Here is a 21,775-nt window from a genome sequence, read left to right on the forward strand (position 1 = left end):
ACCTCCTTGGGCAGCTGAGACGGCACCCGCGTCGTGACCGCCGGTCGGGCCTTGGCGGCGTCCCGGGCAGGACACGTGTGGTCCTCATCGCCCCCGGTCCCCGGGCTGATCCGCACATGGCGGTCATCGCCAGTCATCCACTGCGGCCTACGCCAGCGCGCACTGTCGCCCATGCCCTCCCCTTCCAAGACGGCGGCACCGCACCTCGCCCCCCTGAGACGAGGGGGTGCGCCGGGCTACGACCATAGCGCACATCCTTGGAAGACTTTGGAGAGTTTTCTTGGAATGGCTTGGTTGATCTTGGAAATCGATGGACGGTGCACTACGCTGCCGCCATGGCCGCAACAGTCGAGGAACTCGAGAAGCGCCTCACCGCCCTGCGCGCCCAATGGCGGGAATCGCGCCGCGCCGGCGACAAGACAGTGAGCGCACGCATCCGCAAGGAACTGCGCGAGGTCGAGGAGGCCTGGGAAGCCGCGCTGGACGAAGAGGAGACGAAGGAGGGCGCGCCCGCAGCCGCCCCGCCGCGCCCGCACGCGGAACCGCTACAACCGGTCGGACAACCGAGCCACGGCGCGATCCCGGTGCGCGAGCAGGTCTACCAGTCGCTGACCGTCCTCGGCGCACCCGCCTCACCCAAGCTCATCTCCTCGGTGTACGAGGCGTTCTTTTCCGAGCCGCTGGTCGCCACCAAGCTCGCCTCGCTCCGCCGGGACGAAGAGCGCTCCTTCACCGCGCAGGGCTACTCCCGCCCGTACTACATCTGTGCCGCGCTCAACCACGACCGGCTCACCGTGGCGCGAGGCCTGCTCGCAGCGTCGGTCTGGCCGCTGGAGCGACGCCTCATCACCCCGCTCAGCCCCCGCGCGGACTTCCTCCGACACGCGATCGGCACCGCCGAACAGATCCAACGACTCAGCGACGCCGGGCACCCGCCCACCGACGCGGCCTGGCGACTGCTCCGCCGCTTCGCCCTCACCATCCCCGGCGCCTACAGCGAGGACACCCGGCCGGACCCGGCCCGTGTCCTCTCCGCTGCGCACACCGAAGCCGCCGTTCATCAGGCCGAGGGTGACAGGGAGCGGGCCGCGGCGGCTCGCCGCGCACGCGAACAACTCAGCGACGTCCAACAGCTTTTCGGCGCACGTGAACTGCACAATGCCCTTCGCAGCGCTGGGGGCTTCTTGTAGCTGATCTCGGGTACCACCGGAGATCAGCTACGCCCCCGACCCCCCGAAGACGAGACGATGCCCCCTCAGCAACCCGAACCTCCCGACCGGCTCTCCCAGCTGCGCGGCGACCGGCCGCCCCAGCCTTACAGCGCCCGGAAGATCACCGCACTCACCGCGAATCCGACCTGCTCGAGGCGGGCCGTTCTGGACGCGTCCGGGGTCGACAAAACCGCGCTGGCTCAGCGGATGGGCTATGAGCCACGCTTCGGCCAGTCGCCGTTCGCCATCGCCCGCGAGGAGGCGTTCAAGGCCTTCGTGAAGTGGGGAGCGTACGCAGAACTGATCAGGCTGCTCCGTGAGGAGCTCGGCGTCCCCGTCGAGGAAGCCAAACTACAGGACCTCACCGATGTCGGCGGCATCACCACGATCGCCGCGCGCGAGCGGGAGACCCGCAGCCTCATCGGGGCCATCGTCGCCGGTGACCAAGACCGGCTGATCCTCCAGAATCCCGTGCTGACCTTGGAGGTGGCCGGCCAGCTGGCTTACCTGGAACCCGATGCCCTGACGCACCGGATCGACGGGAAGTTCCACGTCGTCGCGATCAGGTCCTTCCCCGCGATCGACGGCCAGGCCAACCCGACAGCGGTCGCCCAGACCGCGCAGCAGGCCGCCGTGCACGTCCTCGCACTGCGCCGCGCATTCGCCGCCGCTGGCCTCGACGCGGAGCAGATCGCCAACACCTTCCTGTTGATCTGCCCCAAGGACTTTTCCAACCGCCCGTACCTCCGCCAGATCGACCTCCGCCAGGAGCTGGACGCGCTCGCCTTCCAGCTGACCCGGCTCAGCCGCGCCGAGAACCTGGTCCGAGACCTGCCGCACGCGGCCACCCTGGACATTGACCGGGACCCAGGTGAACTCCTGGAATCGGTGGGGCGGTTACCCGCTTCCTACGTTCCCGACTGCCTCTCGTTCTGCGAGATGGCACGCTATTGCCGTGACGAGGCGGACACCCAAGCGTCCCCGGCCCGGCTGGGCAGCGCAGTGCGGAACGACCTGCCCGGCATCGACTCCACCAGCACGGCCCTCGCCTACCTCGACAGGCTCCTGCCGCAAGGCGAAGAGGCAGCCGAGACCATCGAACTGCTCCTTGCCGCCGAACGCCTGCACCGCCTGCGCCGAGGGGATGTTGCATGAGCATGCTCACCACGGTCGCCACCCTACGGGCGACCCAGGCCGGCCGAGCCCATCCGCTGACCACCGTCCGGCACCAGCACCTTGACGCGAAGCCGTTCGTCCTGGTGCCGCTCACCCTCGCCGGAGAGGCCTGCGCACCACTTGCCGCCCTGGCCGGCACCGACCCGCAACGCCCGATCCTGCTGACGGTCCGCCAGCCGCGCGACAGAACCATGAGGTTCCGCTTCGTCGAAGAGCTCGGCGCCCTACTTCTGCCGTACATCAAGGACTGCCGTGCCGAGACCGAAATCTACACAGCCGGCCGGGGCAAGGAGGTACAGGAACGGGAACGCGCTCTGCACGCGCCCCAGCTCCTCGTCCCGAACGGCGAGGGCATCGCTTACCTCCGCCTGCTCGGCCGACTCACGCGGCTGCGCGCAACAGACGGCCCGCACGCTGTTCACCCCGACGTGCCAACGCTCGGCAAATGGCTGACCTGGTTCGCCGACCAGGCAGAATTCCCCGGATCCAGCACCACACTCGCGGTGAGCCGCGTTCTCACCGCCCACTGGGCGACTGGCCAGAGCTCCGCCGAGGACTCTCACTTGGCAGCTGTGGTGGCCTGGATCGACCCGCCCGGTGGCCGCAGCGGTGCGGACGCCGCTCGGGAGACCGAGGACCCGCTGGTGTGGCCGCCCGCCGGCCCCGCCACAGACCCGGGCTTCGACGGCATCCTCCATGACTTGTTCGCCCGCTACACGGAGACCGAAGGGAGAGTCAGAGAGCGAGTCGGCGAGCGGATCGACCAAGCGCTGCTGGGGCAGCTGCGGCCGACCTGGGACCTGATCTGGCGCGGTGTCGGCCTGGCACGAAACCTGCCCGAGGGAGAGCACGTCGCCGCGCGATGGACCTTGGACCGCCAGCAATTTACCGACTATGCGGTCTACCTTGACGAACACGGCCATCCGCAGGGCAGACGCGACCGTGCCGTGGGAGCGGCGCGGCGTCTGGCACGGCTCGAGAACGCGGTCGCCCGGTACGAAGCCGAACGAGCCTATGACGACCCCCTGGTGATGGCAGAGTACGAACTGACAGGTGAGGCCTTCAGTGGGACGGTCGTCGCCCGCGAGGAAGACCGCTTCGTTCCCGGCGCCAGGTCCCCCCTCTGGCGACCGACCATCACCGTCCACGCCGACCGCCCGGCGCGTCTGAGCGTAGGAGCCAAGGTGACCTCCCCGGCGCGGCCCGGCCAATCCGCCGAGATCATCGAGGTGACCCCACACGACGGATCCGACCTGGTGGTGCTCCAGCTCAAGGGTGGCTTCGCGAGGAAACAGAAGCCGCCCGCGCCACCCGGCACAATCGCCACGGTAGGCGAGACGGTGACCTACACGGTGCTCGACCTCGGCACCATCATGGCGAAGCTGCCCGCTGAGGAAGACACCCCGTGGACCCACGGGGGCCCGCGCAAGCCGTACGAACCGACCGATGAGGACGCCGAGGAGGAATGGGAGTGAACAGCACCACGTCCACGACGCCGGTCCCGGCCCAGCGCACCCCTGCCGACAACGCCGTGAACCCGGCGGACCGCGCGGACCGCGCGGTCGCCGCGATCCTGTCGGACCTCGACACCGTCACCGGTCGCGGGGTCGTCGTCGACTCTCCGCCCGGCGCCGGCAAGTCCACTCTTGTAAAGCGCGCCACCGGCCACCTCACCGAGGCCGGCCACCAAGTAATGATCGTGGCGCAGACCAACGAGCAGGTCGACGACCTGGTCGACAACATCGCCCGGGAATACCCGGATCTGGCGATCGGCCGCCTCCACAAGTCCGACTTCACCCTGCCACCGCGCGTCGCCCGACACCTGAACGTCAGCGCGGGCGACAAGATCGAAACCTTGCGGGACCTGCCCGTCGTGGTCTCCACAGCCGCCAAGTGGGCATACGTCGACGTGGAAAAGTCTGGAACCTGGCGATGGGCCATCGTCGACGAGGCATACCAGATGCGCTCCGACGCCCTGCTCGCGACCGGCCCCCTCTTCGACGCGCCCGAATCCCAGGTGCTCTTCGTCGGCGACCCGGGCCAGCTCGACCCCTTCGCCACCGTTGACACCGACCGCTGGCACGGGCTCAGCTGGGATCCACTGCGGAACGCGGTGGACGTCACCCTCGCCCACGAGAAGAGCCTGCTTCGGCATCAGCTACCCATCTCATGGCGGCTCCCAGAGATGGCCGCGCCCTTGGTGGCGCAGGCGTTCTATCCGTACTACCCATTCGAGTCGGGCACCACAGCGGCCGAACGCGTGATGACCTACGGAAGCGTGCCCCATCGGCCGACGTTGGAAGACCCGGTGCTAGCCCAAGCTGCCGCCACTGGCTGGGGCTACCTAGAACTTCCCGGCCGACACACCCTCGACCACGACCCTCAGACCGCCGAGGCACTCGCCGCGACGGCGTCCCGCCTGCTCGAGCGCGGCGCGCTGGTCAACGGCGAGCCGCTGACCGAGTCCCGAATCGCGATTGGCGCGGCCCGGACGATCCAGGTGAACGCGGTACGCGCCCGGCTGGCCGATCGCGGCCTCACCCAGATCACCGTGGACACCGCCAACCGACTCCAGGGACGGGAGTTCGACGTCACCCTTGTCTGGCATCCGCTCTCTGGCCGGGCGGACGCCTCCGCGTTCCACATGGAGACCGGACGCCTGTGTGTCCTGCTCTCCCGACACCGGTTCGCCTGCATCGTGGTCGCCCGGGCCGGCATCACCGACCTGCTCGACCGGCATCCTCGTAGCAGCCCCGTGCACCTGGATGTCCAGCCCAAGTTCCCGGACGGCTGGCGAGCTCACCAAGTAGTAATGGCGCAGCTGAAGTCGGCGTAGGGCTCTGATCTCGATCTCCGAATAGCGCTTGCCGCTCGACTTTGGGGCATCGGGCTTGACGTGCGCGCCACCGTGAGAGCCCCTTCAGTAGTCGACGCCTCGGTCGTAACTACGGCGCCGAGACGAACTCCATGAGCGGCTGGGCGACAACCTCTCGCCAGCGCTCCCGATGCCCCGTTGCATGGAGCCGGAAATACACCGTCTCGCGGCGTTCGTCGTCGGCCGTGCCGAAGTGGCCGCCGATGTTGTGGGCGAGCAGGTAGTGGACCAGGACCAGGCTTCCGGCTGGTCCGGCGACCTGGACGGGCTTGGGCAGCTCGATCGGCGGGTACGGCACAGCATCGCGGAGGGCATCCGCCCCGTGCTCGGATAGCCAGGCGCCCGTGCTCAGGTGGGTGCCGGGCCAGACCCACAGGTTCCCGCGGTCCAGCTCCCGTTGGTCGGTGAGCAGAATTCCGGCGAGCGCGGTGAACGTTCCGGGACGGCCGTCGTCCTCGGGGGAGTCAGGCCGTCGATGTGCGGTGCGCCGGGGTGGTGCGGATGCGGTGGGAGCGTGAAAGCGAACTGGGCGACCTCCGGCGCCGGAAGATCGAGATCGGCGCGCACGAACGGCCGGAAGGCATCGGTGATGCCGCTGTCCGCGTACAGCATGCGCAGTTCGGCATCCTCGGCGAGTGCCGGCCACAGGAAGTACGGCCCCGTGCGGTCCGGGGCAGGCGGCGCTGCGTCGATGTGGCGGGCGAGGAGTGCGCGCCACCTCTGGACCTCGGCCGCGGTGAGTACACCGGTCAGGACACAGTAGCCATCGCGCCGAAATGCACTGATGGCATTGGGAGTTGTTGTCTCCATCAGGCCATGGAAGCGGTTGACGGGGAGCGTGTGCAAAGGGATTTCCGTCCGGCTGGAGCGCCGGTGGCCAGCCCACCGCGGGACTGCGCCTTGGGCCTCCGTTGCTGTCCATCCTCGCGAACAGCGGTTTCGCCGCGGCCATGGCTGCTCCTCGACGAGAGAACAGGCCATCCATGCGACCGCTGGCGGCTGCAGCCGACGGCGGTGGAGGAGTCGCCCGCCCTCACCGCTCATATCAGGGCCTTCGTCGGGTCGTCAGCTGAGCCGCCCTGGCGGCGGAGCCGAGTTCCGCCTTGGCCTGTTCGAGTTCGAGGGGAGCTCAGCGGTGATCATCCGCGCCAGCCGGCCTCGCGGGTGCCGCAGTCCGATGCGGCATCCAGTCAGGCGAACGGCTCAGCGGCCTCCAGATGAGTACCCATCAGGACATTCAGCCCGATAGCATCCCATCCGACCCGGCGGCCAGATCGCCCTGTTCGACTTCGACCACGCCACTGCGGCGAAGGACGCTAGCGACTTCATCAAGATCGACCGTTGGTGCCTCACCTCATCCGAGGACCGTAGACAGCGACTGGATGCCTAATGGCTGCAGCGCGCCCAGCCGGCGGACCCGAAGTTAGAGCAGCGCTTAGCCTTCCACCGCCTGGTAATCCGCCTCTCGTACTTCCTGCACCGGCACGGCCGCGACCCCACCCATATCCCCGGCGGCGTCAAAGCCCTGCGAGACAAACTGGAGTGAGCCATGACCGCAACCGAATCCACCGCCCTGGCCCCCGCCCCCGCGCCGGTCGCCGGTCCTGGCGTCCAGGTCGTCGCAGCCCTGCTGCGACGTGGCGACCAGATCGTCCTCGTCCAGGAACAGCACGACGGGCAGGAGATGTGGTCCATCCCCGGCGGCGGAGTCGAACGCGGCGAACTCCTCGGCGAGGCGCTCATCCGCGAGGTCCGCGAGGAGACCGGCCTGCGCCTGGCGACCGTCGGCCCGTTGGCCTACCTCGTCAACACCACGACCACCCGCTACCCCTCCACGGTGGTCCTCGCCTTCGACTGCACCGACTGGGACGGGGAGATCGCCGTCCACGACCCGGACGGCAAGGTCACCGGCGCTGTCCTTCTGCCGCTGGAGGAGGCCAGGAAGGTCCTGGGCTCTTCGTCAGCTTCCCGCCCCGAGATCGAGCCCCTGCTGGAGTACCTTGCCGGCTCAGCCGCCGGCCACGTGTGGTCCTACCGCGACGACCGGCCCGCCGACTGACGTGCCCAGGGCACGTTGCCCCGGGCCACTGGGAACCATGACGCTCACCCGCGACCTCGACTCGTCCATAGCCGCGATGGACCTGTTCGGCGCCGACGCAGTGATGCGGGCCCTTCCTCATGCCGGCATCGTGGCCGACCCCGCTGGTGGCTCCGCATCCGAGCGATGCGGAGCCACCAGCACGCCTCCAGAATCCTCGACGAGGCCGTCAGGGCCACAGCGGCGGCGGTCATGGCAAGGCAGTTCAGTAGCGAGGCTGGCTCCTCGTCAGGAATGGCGTGGACCCTCCGATCGCTCCACGCAGTCGGGTCTGCGAACCCCCGACGAAACTACATGTACTCGCCGGGCTGGTCTGCCTGGAGGCGATGGCCTCCGCGCCACTCCAGTCGTTGCGACCGCCAGTGGCGGCCCCCTCGCCACCATCCGACCCGACGGGCCCCGGCCGACCGGGTGGCTCACCGTCCCGGGTGACGCCGATGACCTGCACGCTACCCTGCTGGACGCCCTCAGCCGTCCCGGGGAGATCGAACGGCGCGGAAGCCCCGCTCGCCACTTCGTCGTCCAGCACTACAGCTGGCGCACCATCACCGACCGATACGCGCAGATGTACGACGCGGTGCTGTCGAGCGTCCGCGCATAGCAGCCCACCACCCTCATGGCCGACTGGGCCTGCCGCGTTCAGGCTGGACGGGATCGGCCGGTCGGAAATCCTGCGCGTGAGTGAACGGCTCAGCTGCGGGCGGCCAGCTCCATCCCTCCAAGGAGGACGATCACCCAGATGGCATGTCTCGGAGGCGAACGCCATGGCCGGGGCAGCGACAGTCGCTGCCCCGGCCATAGCATTGAATCAGGCCGAACCGCGGACGGTCGTGCGTCCCACACTCATGTAGGTCAGGTCGAGCGCGGCCATCCGCTGCGGGTCGAGGAGGTTGCGTCCGTCGAAGACCAGGGGACGCGCCATGACGGCCGCCGCCTGGTCCCAGGCGACGTCCTTGAGCTCCGGCCATTCCGTCACGATGATCGCCGCGTCCGCGCCGGTCATCGCCTCCAGCGGGGTGGCACAGCGTGTGGTCGACGACCAGGGCGCGGTGTCGAGCTCGCGCACCAGCGGATCCCAGCAGCGGACCGCGGCGCCCTCGGAGAGAAGCCGAGAGGCGATGATCGTGCTGGGTGCCTCTCGCATGTCGTCCGTACCGGGCTTGAACGCCATGCCGAGCAGGGCGACAGTCCTGTTGTGGAAGGCACCGCCCAGCTCGTCCTTCAACCGCTGGATCGCGCGTCGTGGCTGCAGGTCGTTCACCTCGATGACGGAGGTGAGCAGCTGGAAGGAGTACCCGGCGTTGCCGGCTATGGCACGAAGCGCACGGGAGTCCTTGGGGAAGCACGAGCCGCCCCATCCGACGCCTGGCCGCATGAAGTGCGGGCCGAGGCGGTGGTCGAGCCCTACCGCGCGGACCACGTGTTCAACGTCGGCGCCGGTCGCCTCGCAGATCGTGGCGATCTCATTAGTGAAACTGATCTTTGTAGCCAGCAGCGCGTTGGCGGCCAGCTTCACCATCTCCGCCGAGCGGACGTCCATCTCCGCGATCGGGCCGTCCACGCCCTCGTGCAGAAGGGCGACCAACTTCGCCGTCTCGGGATCGTCTGCGCCGATCACCACCCGATCAGGGTGCATGAAGTCCCGCACTGCCTGGCCCTCGGCGGTGAACTCGGGGTTCGACGCGTACCCCACGTCCTGGAGCCCGGCCTCGTCCATCGCGGCCCTGACCCTGGCGCCGGTGCCCACTGGCACAGTGCTCTTGACCACCACCGCCGCCAGATGACGAGCGTCGGGCAGGGTCTCGATCACCTGCCAGATCCTGGACAGGTCGGCGTCCCCAGACGACGTCGGGGGCGTGTCCACGCACACGTACACGACGTCAGCGTCGCGGACAGCCTCTTCCGCGTCCAAGGTGAACGTCAGACGGTCGGCGTTCTCCGCGATCAGTGACGCCAGTCCGTCCTCGTGGATCGGAACTCCACCGCTCCGGAGGAGCTCGACGCGCTCCCGCTGGATGTCGCGAACGACGACCTTATGCCCCAGCTTCGCGAAGCAAGCGCCCGTCACGAGGCCGATGTAGCCTGCACCGAAAACCGCGATTCGCCGTTGCCCCAGCATCGGTTCGTTCACCTTTCCGGCCTCGAGACGCTTTGCTCATCAGCCGAATCTGACCATAGAGCATGTCGCGGGCTACGTCTGGCGGAGAGTGCTCGTGATGCGGCTGTCCTCGAGGAGGGGCGCGCAGACCGGCCTCTTCTGCGAGGGCTCGCCGCTGGATTTACGGGCCGACGCTGGAGGGTGGGCGGTGAGGTGACGATCGAGCAGCGAGTTCCATTGACTCGCCTGTTCGGTGGTCAGGACGGGCAGCGCCACGCACCTGAATCGAGGGAGGCCGAGATGCCGGCCTGGACCCCGTGGACCGTGAGCCACGTCTTCACCACCGCCGACCGCAGGTTCGGCCCGTACCTCGATGACATGAACGACCTGCTCGACCGCGCCGAGCGCAACGAGTGGATCCTCAAGCCGAGCCTCAAACCCGTCGGTTCGGCCGACCATCCCGTTCCCGCCGGAATCCGAGGCGGACCGACTGGCCGCAGTTGCCCGAGCGCCGTGACGACTTGCGGTGGGACCTCGATGCGGGCGACCTGTAGCACGCGGCAGGTATTCGGCCTGCCCCGATCGATCGGCCGGCAGCCTCAGCCGGGTTGCACGGGAGTGGGCTCGCGGAAGGCCCCCGCCAGCCAGTCCAGGCCCCAGTGCAGCGGAACGCCCGGGTAGTCGGTCAGAGCGGCCGGCACCTCGATCACGTCCGGCAGCGGGGTGTGCTTACGCATCAGGCGAGTCGCCAGATCCGAGAGCACCTCGTCGTTCCCAGGCACGATCTGCTCGGTCAGAAGTCGCTCCACCTGAGCCTTGTCGGTGATCAGAGACCGCACTTCGGCGAGTGCGTCTGCGGTCGGCCTGGCGCCCTGCTGCCGGACGAAGAGCAGCAGCGCCAGGCTCTCCAGCCCGTAGCCACCGTGGGTGTCGTACGGGCCCGTGTCCGGGGAGTAGTACGGCTCGACGAGTTCCGCTGCTCGCCGGACACACCACTGCCACGCGACGGAGTCGCTGCGCAGGGCAAGCTCGTTGGCTCGCCGCCACAAGGCCGTCTTCTCACCCTCGCGTGCTTCACCCACGCCGTTCTCCCCTCGGTGAACCGATGCTTCCACTATGGAGGGTCCATTGTGCGGAGGTGCCCCGTTCCGGGTGAATGCCTAGACCCGTGGGGCGACGGACCGATCGCCGACCGGGGTGTGGCCGGACGCCTCGCGGGAACGCCGTGCGTTACCGGTCGGAAGTCTCCGGGGGCGGGCGTCCGGTAGCCACCGTGGGCCGCTACTGGCCGAAGTACGGGTGGGGCCACCGGTGAGCGGGATGAGGACGACTGGTCACGCGTGGTCTACGACGGTCATCATTCCGGGCTGCTCGGTGCCCGGTACCGAGGTCACGTGTGTTGGAGGGCTTGGGTGATGAGGGCGCGCGCCTCGTCACCGTACACCGCGGACTGCTGGAGCAGTTCGAAGGCGCGGTGGAAAAGTTCGACGCGATGGTCGGTGATCGTCTCGCCGCCGCGGAAGCCCTCGACCTCGACGCGGGTCTCGTCGTGGATGCCGAATCCGTCGCCGGGATAGACGGCGAGGCGGGCGCGGGCGGGGATGATCCCGAGCGTGAGACCGGGCCAGGACAGAGTGTCGTGGAGGCGTTCGAGCTGCGGGCGCATAACCTCGGGCCCGCCAATACCGGTGAGCAGGGTCTGCTCGCCGAGCAGTACGTGGTAGGTGCGCCCACCGGACCCGATGTACTGGGCGCGGGCGACGCGCTCGGCCGCACCGGCTTCGACGTCCCGCGGGATGCCGTGCAGGTCGACGACTAAACGGAGGACCTCCTTGGCGTACGGAAGGGTCTGCAGGTTGCCCCAGACGATGTTCGGACTGTAGCCGAGGTAGTGGGTGGTGCTCTCGACCAGCCGGCGGAACGCGGCCTGGACTGGTCCGGTGCCGCTCTGGAGCAGCGCGGGCCAGTCCGGCTGAGGCGCGGCCGACGCGTGCGCGGCGGCGGGTTCGGGGGCGGAAGCGGTGTGGTCGGTCATCGGGCGCTCCTTGTTCGGGACAGGCGTGAGGTTGGTGAACGTAGCGGCCGGGCGCACTGTGCCTGGCGCTGGCGCAGGTGCAGGGCTACGGGCGCCGGCACGAGGGCGGGGGCCGGTGATCAGCTCGATGCGTCGCCGGGCGGAACAGCGGTGGTGCCGGCGGTGAGTGGGATCGTCGCCACCAGGTCCCACGACAGCTCCCAGGCCATCGCGCCATCGGGGCGAGGCTCTTGCCGGAACAGCACATCGAGCAACTGGACGGAGGTGAAACGGACGCTGGCGTGGCTGGGGGAGATCCGCCGCAGCACGGTCTGCAGCGCGTCGGACGACGCCTCGGTCCAGGCGTATCCGAGCGACATGTGCGCCCTGCCGCCGTCGTGGAGCAGCGCACCCGCCCCTCGCACCTCGCGGATCGCGTCCCTGACCCGCGACTGCAACTCGACCAGGTGCTCGTCCGGGGACAGATCGAGGAAAGCTCCGGCACGATTGGCGATCGGGGAGCCGGCCAGGACCTCCAGCGGGCCGAGCCCGGCCAGATGCGTGCGCAGGGCCGCAACGAGCTGCTCGCGTTCCTTCTCGCCGATCTTGTCGGACGTGGTGTCGGCGACCATCTCGAGGGTGCAGTGCAGGGTGTCGGCACCCATCGCGGTGATCGGGTACGGGCGCATTGCCTCATGGCACTCGGCGACCAGCCGGGCCAGCGGCAGATCGACCGTCAGGTCAGGGACGGCGTAGACGTGCAGGACACGGGCGCCATAGGGCCACGGTGATCCCTGGAACTTCGGGGTGAACTTCTCCACGAGGGCTTTCTCCTTCTGCAGGGGCGGGCCGCGACCTGGCGATCGCAGCCCGGGGTGCTCTCAGGCTTGGCCGAGGTGCAGCTGGTGGACGCGGTCAAACGTGTAGCGGGGCAAGGGGTGGTGGCGTTGGCGTTCCCACACCAGCCATATGCTGGAGACGGTGGCGTTGGTGCGGACGCCCGGGCGGATTCCTCGGCCGAGGTCCGAGGCCAGCTGGTCGGACCGGGCTGCCAACTCAGGGGTGTCGGTGTCCTGGACGCCGTAGCCGCACGACATGTGGCACCAGAAATGATCTTCGGCCGGAGGCAGTGCGAGTCCTGCGGCGGTGAGGCCCTCGCGGACGCGCCGGTACAGCTCCGCGAGGCCGTTCTCGGGCCAGACCTCCACGATCCCGGCGGAACCGGACGCCCGCGCCGGGCCTATCTCGACGCTGAACGGCTCCAGGCGGGCCAGCCGCTGCTGGACAGCGGCAGCTGCGGACTTGAGCATCGCGGCATCCACACGGACCCCGGCGGCGGTGACCGGCCGGACCGACTGGATCGTCATGTGGAGATCATCGTCGGCCATCGCAGTGATCACGTCCGGGTAGCGGGAGGTGATCTCCCTGAGCCGGGCGAAGCACGCGAGGACCTGCGGCTGGTCCTGCGGCAGCCAAAGCACGTGCGGGCGCACCCAGTCCTCATCCGGGCCGCCCGGCCGGCCCCACAACCGCTTGATGGACATGAACTTCCGCGCCGTCACACTCCCTTGTTGGCCTGTTGGATCCTGCTCGGATCGAGGTCGACGTACACCGGCCGGTGGTCGGCCGCCTCCGTACTCGCCTTGCTGACGTGGACGCGGTAGGCGGTGAGGGCCGGGGCGACGGGCCGGGTGGCGAGGATCAGGTCGATGCGGCGCTCGCCCCACGGGTCGGGGTCGCCCGTGCCGTCGGGCCAGTAGCCGACGGTCGGCTGCCACGGCGCTCCGAGGTGCGCGGCGGCGTCCACCGCGAAGCCCCGGCGGAGCAGGACAGCGGTCTGTCGCCGGTCAGCCAGGTTGGAGATGCCGATCGTCTCCGGGACGCATTGGTACTCCAGGTCGTCGTGGTCCTGGCGTGTGTAGGGCTCGGCGTCGTAGTGCAGCGTCTCCCCGCTGGGGTTGGTGACCTGGGCGGCGGAGATGGCGTTGAAGTCACCCAGGACGACGGCGGGGCGAGCGCCGCCGGTGCGCCGCAGATGGCCCTTGATGCGGATGCCCTCGTTCGCGCGGAAGCCCGGGCGGAACGGGTCACCGTGGTAGCTGGCGACGAGCAGCGGATCGGCTGCGCCGACGTCGAAACTCAGAGTGGTGAGGCCGTGGTGGAACTCGGGTGCCCCGAATGCCCGGTAGCTGCCGGGCACGGGGGTGACGGTGGTGGGGTTCCGCAGGATGGCGGTGTACCAGGTGTGGCCGGCGTTGGGGGCCATGGCGGTGCCGGCGATTCCGTCGGGGGTCGCGGCGGTGAGCCCGCAGTCGGCGGCGAGCCGGGCGATGGCCTCGGCGGCCTCACGGTCCCGCCGAACGGCCGCAGCCGCGGGGTTCTCATCCGGCTCGTGGGTGTTGTCGGCGACGACTTCCTGCAGACACAGGATGTCGGGGGTGACCTCGCGGATCGCAGTGATCCGGGCCTGCCACCTCGCGCTGCGGTGCTCGGTGAGGCCGAGTTTGAAGGCGTTGAAGTTCGCAATGCGTATCACGAAGAGTGGTTCCTAGTGGGTCGGGGCTGGCGGCGTTCAAGCCGAGGCCGCGGGCGTGGACTTGGTCGCGCTCTGGTGCGGGACGGTCGCGGTGCTGTCCTGGGCGATCGTTCGTTGCTCTCCTCGTCCCGGGATCGGACGGAATGGGTCACGGGGTGGTGACGGGGATAGGTCTGCCGGTGAGGTGTTCAGCGTGCCGGGCCAGGAGCGGGGCGAGTTCGGGATGTTGGCCGCGGGCGGTGACCTGCAGGAGCTGCGCGATGGCGACGAGTTCCCCGGTGCGGCCGGCGGGAGTGTCGAGGACGTGGCCGAACTCGCGGCGGATGCGAGCTGCTGTGGCGGGGCGGGTGAGGCTGTAGGCGTGCAGGAGTCCGGCGTCGTAGCCCACGGGTACCTGGCCCCAGGTCTCCCAGTCGAGGATGACCAGTGGCGGGCCGGTGAGGTTGGCCCAGTGGAGGTCGGCGTGCCCGGTGGTCCAGGCCGTGATCTGGATCGGGGCAAGGCCGGTGAGGCGGGTGAAGTGCTTGTCGATCCACTGCTGGCGGACCGACTGGCGGGCGGTGGGTACGGTGGCGGTCGCGGTGAGTGCGGCCTGCAGCTCGGTCCACCAGGCGTCGGGAAGATGCGGATCGCTGGTGAGGACCGGGCTGCCGGCCTGGAGCGCCGGGAGCGGCACGTACTCGGACAGCTCGGCGCGGTAGGCGTGGCGGCCGGTCGACCAGTCGACAAGGCCGTGCAGGCGGGGACGGGGGACGGCCGGCGGAAGCGCCGCCTGGGCGGTGGCCGTTCCCTCCCACAGGCGCCCGCCGCCGCGTTCCTGCGAGGCGCAGACCAGGCGAAGCCACCATCGACCAGCGCGCCGGGAGAGGGTGCGGCCCTGCCAGCCCCACACTTCGGGCCCGGTCGGCTCGACCCTGAGCGTCCGGGCCGCCGCGGCGTGTGCCCTCTGCATCCGCTGCCGCTCATCGGCCGCGCCGGGCGGAGTGAACACCGTCGCCGGGCCGTGACCGTGCCTGCTCGCCGTGCCGGTGCGTCCCTCGAGGACCGGCTGGGTGTCCACGGCGGTGGTGGGGCGCAGGTGAGCGGCGAGGGCCGCCATGTCGGCGGTGAACCGGTCCCCGAGGTCGATGCCGGTCTCCTGGGCGATGACCATGAGCGAGAACAGGCAATCGGAGAGCTCGTGGGCGATCTTCCCGGTGTCAGCGGCAACGTCGGCGCGGTGACCCTGGTGAGCCAGGATCAGCTTCGCGAGGTCGCCGACGTCGCCGGTGAAGCCGAGGACGAAGTCCGACAGGTTCCAGGTACGGCCCAGCTTCCGCTGGTTGATGTCGTCGTAGAGGACGCGCACCTCGTCAGCGGCGGCACACATCTCGTCCCAAGTGGGCATCGGCTGCTCCGTATCGGGTGCGTGGTCAGGAGAATTCGGCGTCGGCCGGCTCGGTGCCGCGCTGGTGGGGTACGGCGGTGTCGTACTGGGCGGCTTGCAGGAGGTAGGAGGCGCGGTATCGGCCGGCGGGGTCGGCCATGAGCTCTTCGTGGGTGCCCTGTTCGGCGAGGCGGCCCTGGTGGAGGACGTAGATGAGGTCGGCGTCGGCGGTGGCGGCGAGGCGGTGGGTGATCAGGATGACGGTCAGCCCTCGGTCGGCGAGTTCGCGGATGCGGGCGAAGGCGGCCACCTCGGACTGGGCGTCGAGGGCGGAGGTCGGCTCGTCGGCGATCACCAGGTGGGTGGGGCGTCCGCCGGGACCGTGGGTGGTGGCGCGGTGATGGGTGCGGGCCATGCCGACGCGCTGCCACTGCCCGCCGGACAGCTGTACGCCGCCTTGGAAGCCGCGGGCGGCAAGGGTGTCCCAGCCGTTGGTCTGGGCCTCGACGATCGGGTGGAGGTCCGCGTAGTCGGCAGCGCGCTTGAGTAGGGCGGGGTCGTCGCCGTGCTCGGGACGGCCGACGAGAACGTTGGCGCGCAGGGTGAACGGCCAGCGCTGGAAGTCCTGTTCGAGGACGGAGACGGAGGAGAACAGCTGGTCCCGGTCGGCGCCGGCGGTGTCGGTGCCGTCCCAGAGGATGCGGCCGGTGTCGGGGAGGTAGAGGCCGCAGAGGAGCTTGACGAGGGTGGACTTGCCGGAACCGTTGTCGCCGACCAGGGCGACGACCTGACCGCGCGGGATGGTCAGGGTGATGCCGGTCAGGGCCGGGGTGGCGCGGCCGGGGTAGGTGAAGCCGACGCCGTCCAGGGTGATCACATCGGGGCGGTGCGGGAGGCCGGTGCCGCCGGTGGGGATGGCGCGGCGTTCGGACTCGCGTTGGAGGCGCTCCAGGTCGGCGACGAACAGGGCCTCCTCGTAGAGGCGGTTCGCGGTGTTGACGAGGGAGGTGATGTCGGCGGCTCCGGTGCGGATGCCGACGACCGCGGTGCCTGCGACGGCGAGGGCCATCTGCCCATCGTGGACGAGCCAGCCGAGGACGGCGAAGGTCGCGGCGGCGGCCAGCCCGGACAGGGCGGAGGCGAGCACGGAGGTGCCGACGACGGCGCGCGCGAGCCGGTTCTGCTCCTGCTCGGACGCTTCGGCCATCGCGGTGTAGTGGCCGAGGATGAACGGGCCGATGGCGTGGACGCGGACCTCGGGCGCTGAGTGCGGCTGGGTGATCAGCTGGGCGAGGATGGCGGCGGCCCGGTGGTGCTGGAGCCAGGCCATCGTCGAGCCGTAGCGGCGGCGGGCGGAGCGCACCGCGCCCCAGCCCTTCGGGGCCGCGATCAGCACCAGCATGGGCATCAGCACCGGGTCCAGGGTGAGGAGGACTCCGCCTGCGGCGACGAGGCCGAGCAGGGCGGTGAGGACGGCGATGCTCTGGCTGATCAGGCGGCGTACCGCCGCGGTGCCGAAGCGGGCGGACTCCAGCAGCCGGCTGAAGTCCGGGTCCTCCAGGGAGGCCAGCTCGACGCGGGCCGCCCGGGCGAGGAAGGCGACGGTGGCCGCGCGCTCGGTCTTGGGCTCCAAGCGATCGCCGGCCCAGGACGAGGCGATGCCCAGGAGCGCGGAGAGGGCGGAGGCGCCGCCGACGGCGAGCGCGGCCGGCAGCGCGGCGCGCAGCAGCTGGTCGGAGCTGCCGGAGGCGAACAGGGAGGCCAGGGCCCGGTTGGTGGCGAGGAGACCGAACGCAGCGGCCAGGGCGCGGCCGATCTCGGCGAGGGCGACCACCATCAGCGCGGTGCGGTCGGCGCGCCAGGCCAGGTGCAGGGCGGTGCGGAGCATGCCGGGGATCTGGCGGGCGACGGCGAGAAAGCTGATCTTGAGCATGGTCTGCTCGTGGGAGGTGAAGCCGTAGTCGTAGCGCAGTGGGCCGCCGAACAGGAACTTCTCGCTGGCCGAGATGCTCTCCTCCGTGGCGGTCCCGGTCTTGGGCGGGCGGGTCTTCAAGCGCTCTCCTTCGTGGGGACGCTGTGGGCTGGGTTGGTCATCCGTTCTCGCCCGGGATCCGGGGCTCGGAGACGAGGTACTCGGCGCGGCCGGTGCGGCGGGCGGTGAGCGAGGCCCGCAGGGTGCGCAGGCGGCGCGGGCCGACGATGGGCGACCAGTCGTCGACGGTGCGCACGGCGTGGCCGCTGTGTTCGGCGGGGTCGAGGGTGATCCGCTCGATCTCCCGGTCGGTGAGCCGGCCGCCGTCGAAGGTGACGCCGATCTTCCACGGCCACGGCGGTTCGGGAGGGGTGAAGGAGAGCAGCAGCAGGCGCGGCGCGTCATCCAGGGAGGCGGGGACGAAGCCGATCTCCTCGGCGGTCTCCCGCAGGGCGCACGCCCATGGGTCCTCGCCCGGGTCGAGGAGGCCGCCGGCGTACTGGTACTCGCCCGGGTGGTGGACGGACGTGAGCAGCAGCGGCCGGTCGTGGCGGTCGGTGAAGTACACCCCGGCGTAGGAGACACCGTGGGGCAGGGTCAGGACGAACTGCTCGGGCGGGACGAAGGTCACGGTCGGACTCCTCGCTGGTCGGGGCTGCCGAGTCGGGTGCGCAGGTCGGCGGCGAGGCGCTCGTCGCGTCGGGGGTCCTGCGGCAGGACGCCTGCGCCCTCGGTCATCAGGGCGTGGAACTGCTGCTGCTCGTAGGGGACGCCGGGCGGCAGAGGGGCGATGTGCCAGTGGACGTGGGAGTTGCCCTGCCGGCTGCCCAGGCTCAGGACGTACACGCGCTCGGTCGGGACGGTCGCGGCGAGCGCGGTGGCGACACGGTGGACCACCAACTGCAAGGCCAGGTACTGGTCTTCGGTGAAGCCGCCGATGGCGTCCTCGACGTGGGCGCGCGGGGCCACCAGCAGCTTGCCCGGCAGGGTCGGGTAGCGGTCGAGGAACGCGACGTGGACGCCGTCGTCCAGGACGATCCGGTGCTCGTACCCGGGGACGCCGACGAGCATCGAGCAGATGAAGCACGGCCCGTTGCGGGCCCGCTCGTTGTAGGCGTCGAGATCGAAGGTGGTCACCGTACCCAGCCTTCCGGGCCGGGGCGCAGCGTCATGTAGCCGTCGAGCGGCCCGAAGCCGAGGGAGTGGTAGAGCGGTGCGCCGGCCTCGGTGGCGCGCAGCTCGATCGAGCCGCAGCCGGCGTCTTTGAGGGCCTCGATCAAGGCGGAAGTGGCGGCGCGGGCATGTCCGCGGCGCCGCTGGGAGGGGTCGGTGACCACGGTGTGGACGCGGCCCCATAGCCCGCCCGGGTGGGTCGGACCGCGGTAGCCCCGGTACACGATGCCGATGGCGCACGAGGCGAGTGTGCGGGCGTCGGCAGGGACTACGTAGGCGAGCAGGCTCGGGTCGCTGCCGAGGCGCTCGCGCATGTCGTCGCGGAAGGTGGAGCGCCACTCGTCGGTGAGCTGCGCATTGTCGAGGACCGCGACGCGCAGGCGCAGCAGCTCGTCGGCGTCCTGCGGGCCGGCGGGGCGAACGGGAAGACCGGGCACGGCGTTTCCTCCAGGTGAGGCGGTCAGGGTGCGAGGCAGAAAGGATGGGGATTTCAGGTGGTCGGCGCGGGACGGCGTAGCTGGTCCAGGACAGTGCGGGCGTACCCGAGGACCTCCTCGTCGCGGTGGTGATCGAGCGCCCAGCGCAGGGCCGCGGGGCAGTCGATCGCCGCCCAAGCCCGGCACGCTGCCCACTCGTCTGCGGTGAGGTCGCGCCCGTAGCCGGCGAGGAACGCCCTGCGGAGGTCGGGCCGGTGAGGAGTGAGTTGGAGCGTGACCCGCATCAGGTCGCGGCGCACCGGCTCCTCGACCTGGCTGCGCTCGAAGTCGATCACGCCGACGATCAGGTCGTCGCCCTGGCGACGGATGAGCCAGTTCCGGGGTCCGAAGTCGCCGTGGCAGGTGGCGGGGGCGGTGTGCGGGGGCTCGGTGCGGGTGGCGTCAGCCAGGACCTCGACGTCCTCGTCGGACAGCTGGGCCTCGCGGGCGCGGACGAGCGCCCGCTCCCGTTCCTGGCTCCAGGGCAGTTGCTCGCCGATCACGCCGCCGGAGACCGGGTGGGCGTGGGTGCGGGCGGCGAGCAGGCCGGCCTGCCGGTACACGTCGCGTTCCTCGGCCGGGGTGAGGGCGGTTGTGATGGCGGGGGTGCCGGGAAGGGCGGTGGTGACGATGAGCAGCGACGTGGTGTCCTCGGCGAGCAGTAGTGGGGCCCTGCCGGGGCCGAGGGCGGGCGCGAGGTGCTGGTAGGCGGTGGTCTCGCGCCGGTGCATGAGTTGGTTCTTGTGCCGCTTGGCGAACAGGCGGCGCCCGTCGCCGGCGCGGACCTCCCACACCGCCGGCCGACCCGCAAGGTCGCGCGAGCGCACTCCCAGAAACTCGTAGGGACCGGCCGTCCGGCGCAGCAGTTGGTCGGCGTCGTCGGGCAGAGCGGGCGCGGTCATGCCGGCCAGCCGACGGTGGACAGCGGGTTGCCGCGGCTGATCTCGCCGAGGGCGTGCGCGGTGTAGGGGACGATGTGGTCCGGCAGGCGGTCGAGCGGCCACCAGCGCAGCTCCTCGCACTTGTCCGGCTCGGCGTTGCGCACGCGACCGTCGTAGCGGGCGGGTCGGAAGAAGAGCTGGAGGCGGCTGCGGCCGTCGTCGGCGTCGAGGTGGTGCAGCGTGTGGACGAGTGCGAGCTCGTCCTCGGCGATGGTGATGCCGAGTTCCTCCTCGGCCTCGCGGGTCATGGAGCGGGTGACCGGCTCGCCCCGCTCCATGTGCCCGGCGGGCAGGTGCCACAGGCCGCTGGCGTAGCTGGTGTTGGCGCGCCGGCCGAGGAGGACCGCGCCGTCGTTGACCAGGACGAGGTGGACGCCGACGACCAGCGTCAGCGGGTCCGTGCCCGGCGTTCGGGGCTCCGTGTCGGCCGGGTGGTCGGTGTGGTCGAGCTGGGTCACGAGGTCCTCCCGGTGGGCAGGTCGGCCGTGGCGGTGAGCAGCGGCAGGTAGTGGTGCAGGTAAGGCGGGACCTTGAGGTCGAGCACCTCTGCGAGGGGCACCATGCGGACGGCCAGGCCCTCGTCGCCGAGTCGAAGGTCGCGTTCGGGTCCGTCCCAGACGGCGTGCAGAACGCGGGTGAGCGGCAGACCGAGGTCGGGAGGCGGGCCGGGGAGAGGCCGCAGCCCGGTGATCTCGATGCCGGCCTCCTCGCGGACCTCGCGCACCGCGCTCTCCTGAGCACTTTCGTCGGCCTCGCGCCAGCCGCCGATCGGAGTCCAGTAGCCGGGCCAGGCCATGCCCGGCCGGTCTTCACGCTGGTGCATCAGCAGTCGCCCCACGGGGTCGGTGATGAAGACCAGGACGCCCTCGAAGTCATCGCGGTCCGGGGCGGGGCGCTCCAGGTAGAGCGGGACACCGGCACGGTGGGCGCGCAGCACCTGCCGAAGCCGCTGGTAGTGGACGGGGGCCATCCGGGAGCGCCAGTCGTGGGCCGTCTCGAACCGGAACTCGGTGTGCTCGGCCGGATCGAGACGGATCCGGGCCCGCTGCTCGGGGGTGAGGACGCCGCCGTCGAAGACATAGCCGCACACGGGGACGGGGTACTCGGTGCCGGCCTGCTCGTGGATGACGGCGACCAGGCGGCGCCGGGCGAGGACCTCGGGATTCTCGGCGGCGAGCTCGAGGCCCAGCTCCTCCTCGGCTTCGCGCAGGGCGGCGGTGAACGGTGTCTCGCCGTGCTCGACGTTGCCGCCGGGGAAGTCCCACACGTCCGGGTTGGTGGTGGAGCGCATCCCGAGGACGCGGCCCTGTGGATCGGTGACCAGGAAGCAGCCGTAGGCGCTGGGCCGGGCGACGGTGGTGAGGTAACCGCCGACCGGCCGCCATCCGGGAATGGCCAGGCGGCCGGTGAGCCACTCGATCACCGTGCGCTGTCCGTCGCCGGTCAGCGGCAACTGGTTGGCGGTAGCCCACTGGTAGTCGTCGTGATCGGCCGACAGGGTGATCCGGGTGCCGTCCGGCACGACGGTGGTGAAGACGAATTGCCGCACGCGCCTTCCGCGCTGATTGGTGAAGTCAACGTGCCGTACGTACTCCAGCGGCAGGCCGGTGAGCCCGGTCTCCTCGGCCAGTTCCCGCGCCGCGCCTTCCGGTACGGGCTCGCCGTCTTCTCGGCCGCCGCCCGGGTACTCCCACAGGCCGGGCAGGACGTCGTGCTTGGCCCGGCGGATCATCAGGATCCGGCCCGAGGTGTCGCGCACCACCACGCCGACGCCGATTCGCTCGATGCCGTCGCGGAGGGCGAGGCTGGTCAGCACATTGAAGTCGATCACCGAGAATG

General features: G+C 70.4%; 21 protein-coding genes. 5 read left to right on the forward strand and 16 right to left on the reverse strand.

From position 1 onward, the window contains the following. Positions 1-335 precede the first annotated feature (335 nt). From ACF9IK_RS29915 to ACF9IK_RS29930, 4 genes are read left to right on the forward strand one after another with little or no spacing between them, the layout of a single operon-like run. Positions 336-1,190, forward strand: coding sequence for a hypothetical protein (locus ACF9IK_RS29915; protein WP_395297183.1), 855 nt, complete (start codon positions 336-338; stop codon positions 1,188-1,190). Between the two features lie 57 nt (positions 1,191-1,247). Then, on the forward strand, positions 1,248-2,366 hold the full coding sequence (locus ACF9IK_RS29920) for a hypothetical protein (protein WP_395297184.1): 1,119 nt from the start codon (positions 1,248-1,250) through the stop codon (positions 2,364-2,366). Next, on the forward strand, positions 2,363-3,862 hold the full coding sequence (locus ACF9IK_RS29925; protein ID WP_395297185.1) for a hypothetical protein: 1,500 nt from the start codon (positions 2,363-2,365) through the stop codon (positions 3,860-3,862). The genes ACF9IK_RS29920 and ACF9IK_RS29925 overlap by 4 nt, the downstream gene beginning before the upstream one ends. A gap of 56 nt (positions 3,863-3,918) precedes the next feature. Next, entirely contained in the window at positions 3,919-5,223 is a 1,305-nt protein-coding gene (locus ACF9IK_RS29930; RefSeq protein ID WP_395298721.1) for an AAA family ATPase, read from the forward strand. Between the two features lie 109 nt (positions 5,224-5,332). Here ACF9IK_RS29930 and ACF9IK_RS29935 read toward each other — a convergent pair whose 3' ends face one another. Beyond that, positions 5,333-5,560, reverse strand: a complete 228-nt coding sequence (locus ACF9IK_RS29935) for a hypothetical protein (protein WP_395297186.1) — start codon at positions 5,558-5,560, stop codon at positions 5,333-5,335. A gap of 50 nt (positions 5,561-5,610) precedes the next feature. Continuing rightward, the gene (locus ACF9IK_RS29940; protein ID WP_395297187.1) at positions 5,611-6,072 is read right to left on the reverse strand and encodes a phytanoyl-CoA dioxygenase family protein; all 462 of its coding nucleotides are present in this window, start codon (positions 6,070-6,072) and stop codon (positions 5,611-5,613) included. A 739-nt stretch (positions 6,073-6,811) separates the two neighbouring features. Here ACF9IK_RS29940 and ACF9IK_RS29945 point away from each other — a divergent pair. Then, the gene (locus tag ACF9IK_RS29945) at positions 6,812-7,321 is read left to right on the forward strand and encodes an NUDIX domain-containing protein (protein ID WP_395297188.1); all 510 of its coding nucleotides are present in this window, start codon (positions 6,812-6,814) and stop codon (positions 7,319-7,321) included. A gap of 847 nt (positions 7,322-8,168) precedes the next feature. On the opposite strand, the gene ACF9IK_RS29950 is transcribed toward ACF9IK_RS29945, so the two are convergent. The 14 genes from ACF9IK_RS29950 to ACF9IK_RS30015 form a co-directional block, all read right to left on the reverse strand. Further along, positions 8,169-9,491: a UDP-glucose dehydrogenase family protein gene (locus tag ACF9IK_RS29950; protein WP_395297189.1), complete on the reverse strand. Its 1,323-nt coding sequence runs from the start codon at positions 9,489-9,491 to the stop codon at positions 8,169-8,171. A gap of 566 nt (positions 9,492-10,057) precedes the next feature. Then, on the reverse strand, positions 10,058-10,540 hold the full coding sequence (locus ACF9IK_RS29955; RefSeq protein WP_395297190.1) for a hypothetical protein: 483 nt from the start codon (positions 10,538-10,540) through the stop codon (positions 10,058-10,060). Between the two features lie 308 nt (positions 10,541-10,848). Beyond that, positions 10,849-11,493: a DUF5753 domain-containing protein gene (locus tag ACF9IK_RS29960; RefSeq protein ID WP_395297191.1), complete on the reverse strand. Its 645-nt coding sequence runs from the start codon at positions 11,491-11,493 to the stop codon at positions 10,849-10,851. A gap of 119 nt (positions 11,494-11,612) precedes the next feature. After that, positions 11,613-12,293: a hypothetical protein gene (locus ACF9IK_RS29965; RefSeq protein ID WP_395297192.1), complete on the reverse strand. Its 681-nt coding sequence runs from the start codon at positions 12,291-12,293 to the stop codon at positions 11,613-11,615. A 60-nt stretch (positions 12,294-12,353) separates the two neighbouring features. Next, positions 12,354-13,016, reverse strand: coding sequence for a 2'-5' RNA ligase family protein (locus tag ACF9IK_RS29970; RefSeq protein ID WP_395297193.1), 663 nt, complete (start codon positions 13,014-13,016; stop codon positions 12,354-12,356). A 14-nt stretch (positions 13,017-13,030) separates the two neighbouring features. Then, the gene (locus tag ACF9IK_RS29975) at positions 13,031-14,008 is read right to left on the reverse strand and encodes an endonuclease/exonuclease/phosphatase family protein (protein WP_395297194.1); all 978 of its coding nucleotides are present in this window, start codon (positions 14,006-14,008) and stop codon (positions 13,031-13,033) included. Positions 14,009-14,156: 148 nt separating this feature from the next. Then, positions 14,157-15,395: a hypothetical protein gene (locus ACF9IK_RS29980; protein WP_395297195.1), complete on the reverse strand. Its 1,239-nt coding sequence runs from the start codon at positions 15,393-15,395 to the stop codon at positions 14,157-14,159. Positions 15,396-15,420: 25 nt separating this feature from the next. Beyond that, entirely contained in the window at positions 15,421-17,427 is a 2,007-nt protein-coding gene (locus tag ACF9IK_RS29985) for an ABC transporter ATP-binding protein (protein WP_395297196.1), read from the reverse strand. 37 nt (positions 17,428-17,464) lie between these two features. Beyond that, positions 17,465-17,977, reverse strand: a complete 513-nt coding sequence (locus ACF9IK_RS29990; RefSeq protein WP_395297197.1) for an NUDIX domain-containing protein — start codon at positions 17,975-17,977, stop codon at positions 17,465-17,467. Next, positions 17,974-18,483: an HIT family protein gene (locus ACF9IK_RS29995; RefSeq protein ID WP_395297198.1), complete on the reverse strand. Its 510-nt coding sequence runs from the start codon at positions 18,481-18,483 to the stop codon at positions 17,974-17,976. The genes ACF9IK_RS29990 and ACF9IK_RS29995 overlap by 4 nt, the downstream gene beginning before the upstream one ends. Further along, positions 18,480-18,956: a GNAT family N-acetyltransferase gene (locus ACF9IK_RS30000; RefSeq protein ID WP_395297199.1), complete on the reverse strand. Its 477-nt coding sequence runs from the start codon at positions 18,954-18,956 to the stop codon at positions 18,480-18,482. Before ACF9IK_RS30000 ends, ACF9IK_RS29995 begins: the two co-directional genes overlap by 4 nt. Before the next feature lie 53 nt (positions 18,957-19,009). After that, positions 19,010-19,897 carry a phosphotransferase family protein gene (locus ACF9IK_RS30005; protein ID WP_395297200.1) on the reverse strand — a complete coding sequence of 296 codons (888 nt, stop codon included), beginning with the start codon at positions 19,895-19,897 and terminating at the stop codon, positions 19,010-19,012. Beyond that, complete coding sequence (locus tag ACF9IK_RS30010) at positions 19,894-20,394, reverse strand: NUDIX hydrolase (RefSeq protein ID WP_395297201.1); 501 nt, start codon at positions 20,392-20,394, stop codon at positions 19,894-19,896. The genes ACF9IK_RS30005 and ACF9IK_RS30010 overlap by 4 nt, the downstream gene beginning before the upstream one ends. Beyond that, positions 20,391-21,767, reverse strand: a complete 1,377-nt coding sequence (locus tag ACF9IK_RS30015) for an NUDIX domain-containing protein (protein ID WP_395297202.1) — start codon at positions 21,765-21,767, stop codon at positions 20,391-20,393. Before ACF9IK_RS30015 ends, ACF9IK_RS30010 begins: the two co-directional genes overlap by 4 nt. Positions 21,768-21,775 lie beyond the last annotated feature (8 nt).

Source organism: Kitasatospora hibisci (genome assembly GCF_043950205.1).
Taxonomy (GTDB): Bacteria; Actinomycetota; Actinomycetes; order Streptomycetales; family Streptomycetaceae; genus Kitasatospora; species Kitasatospora hibisci.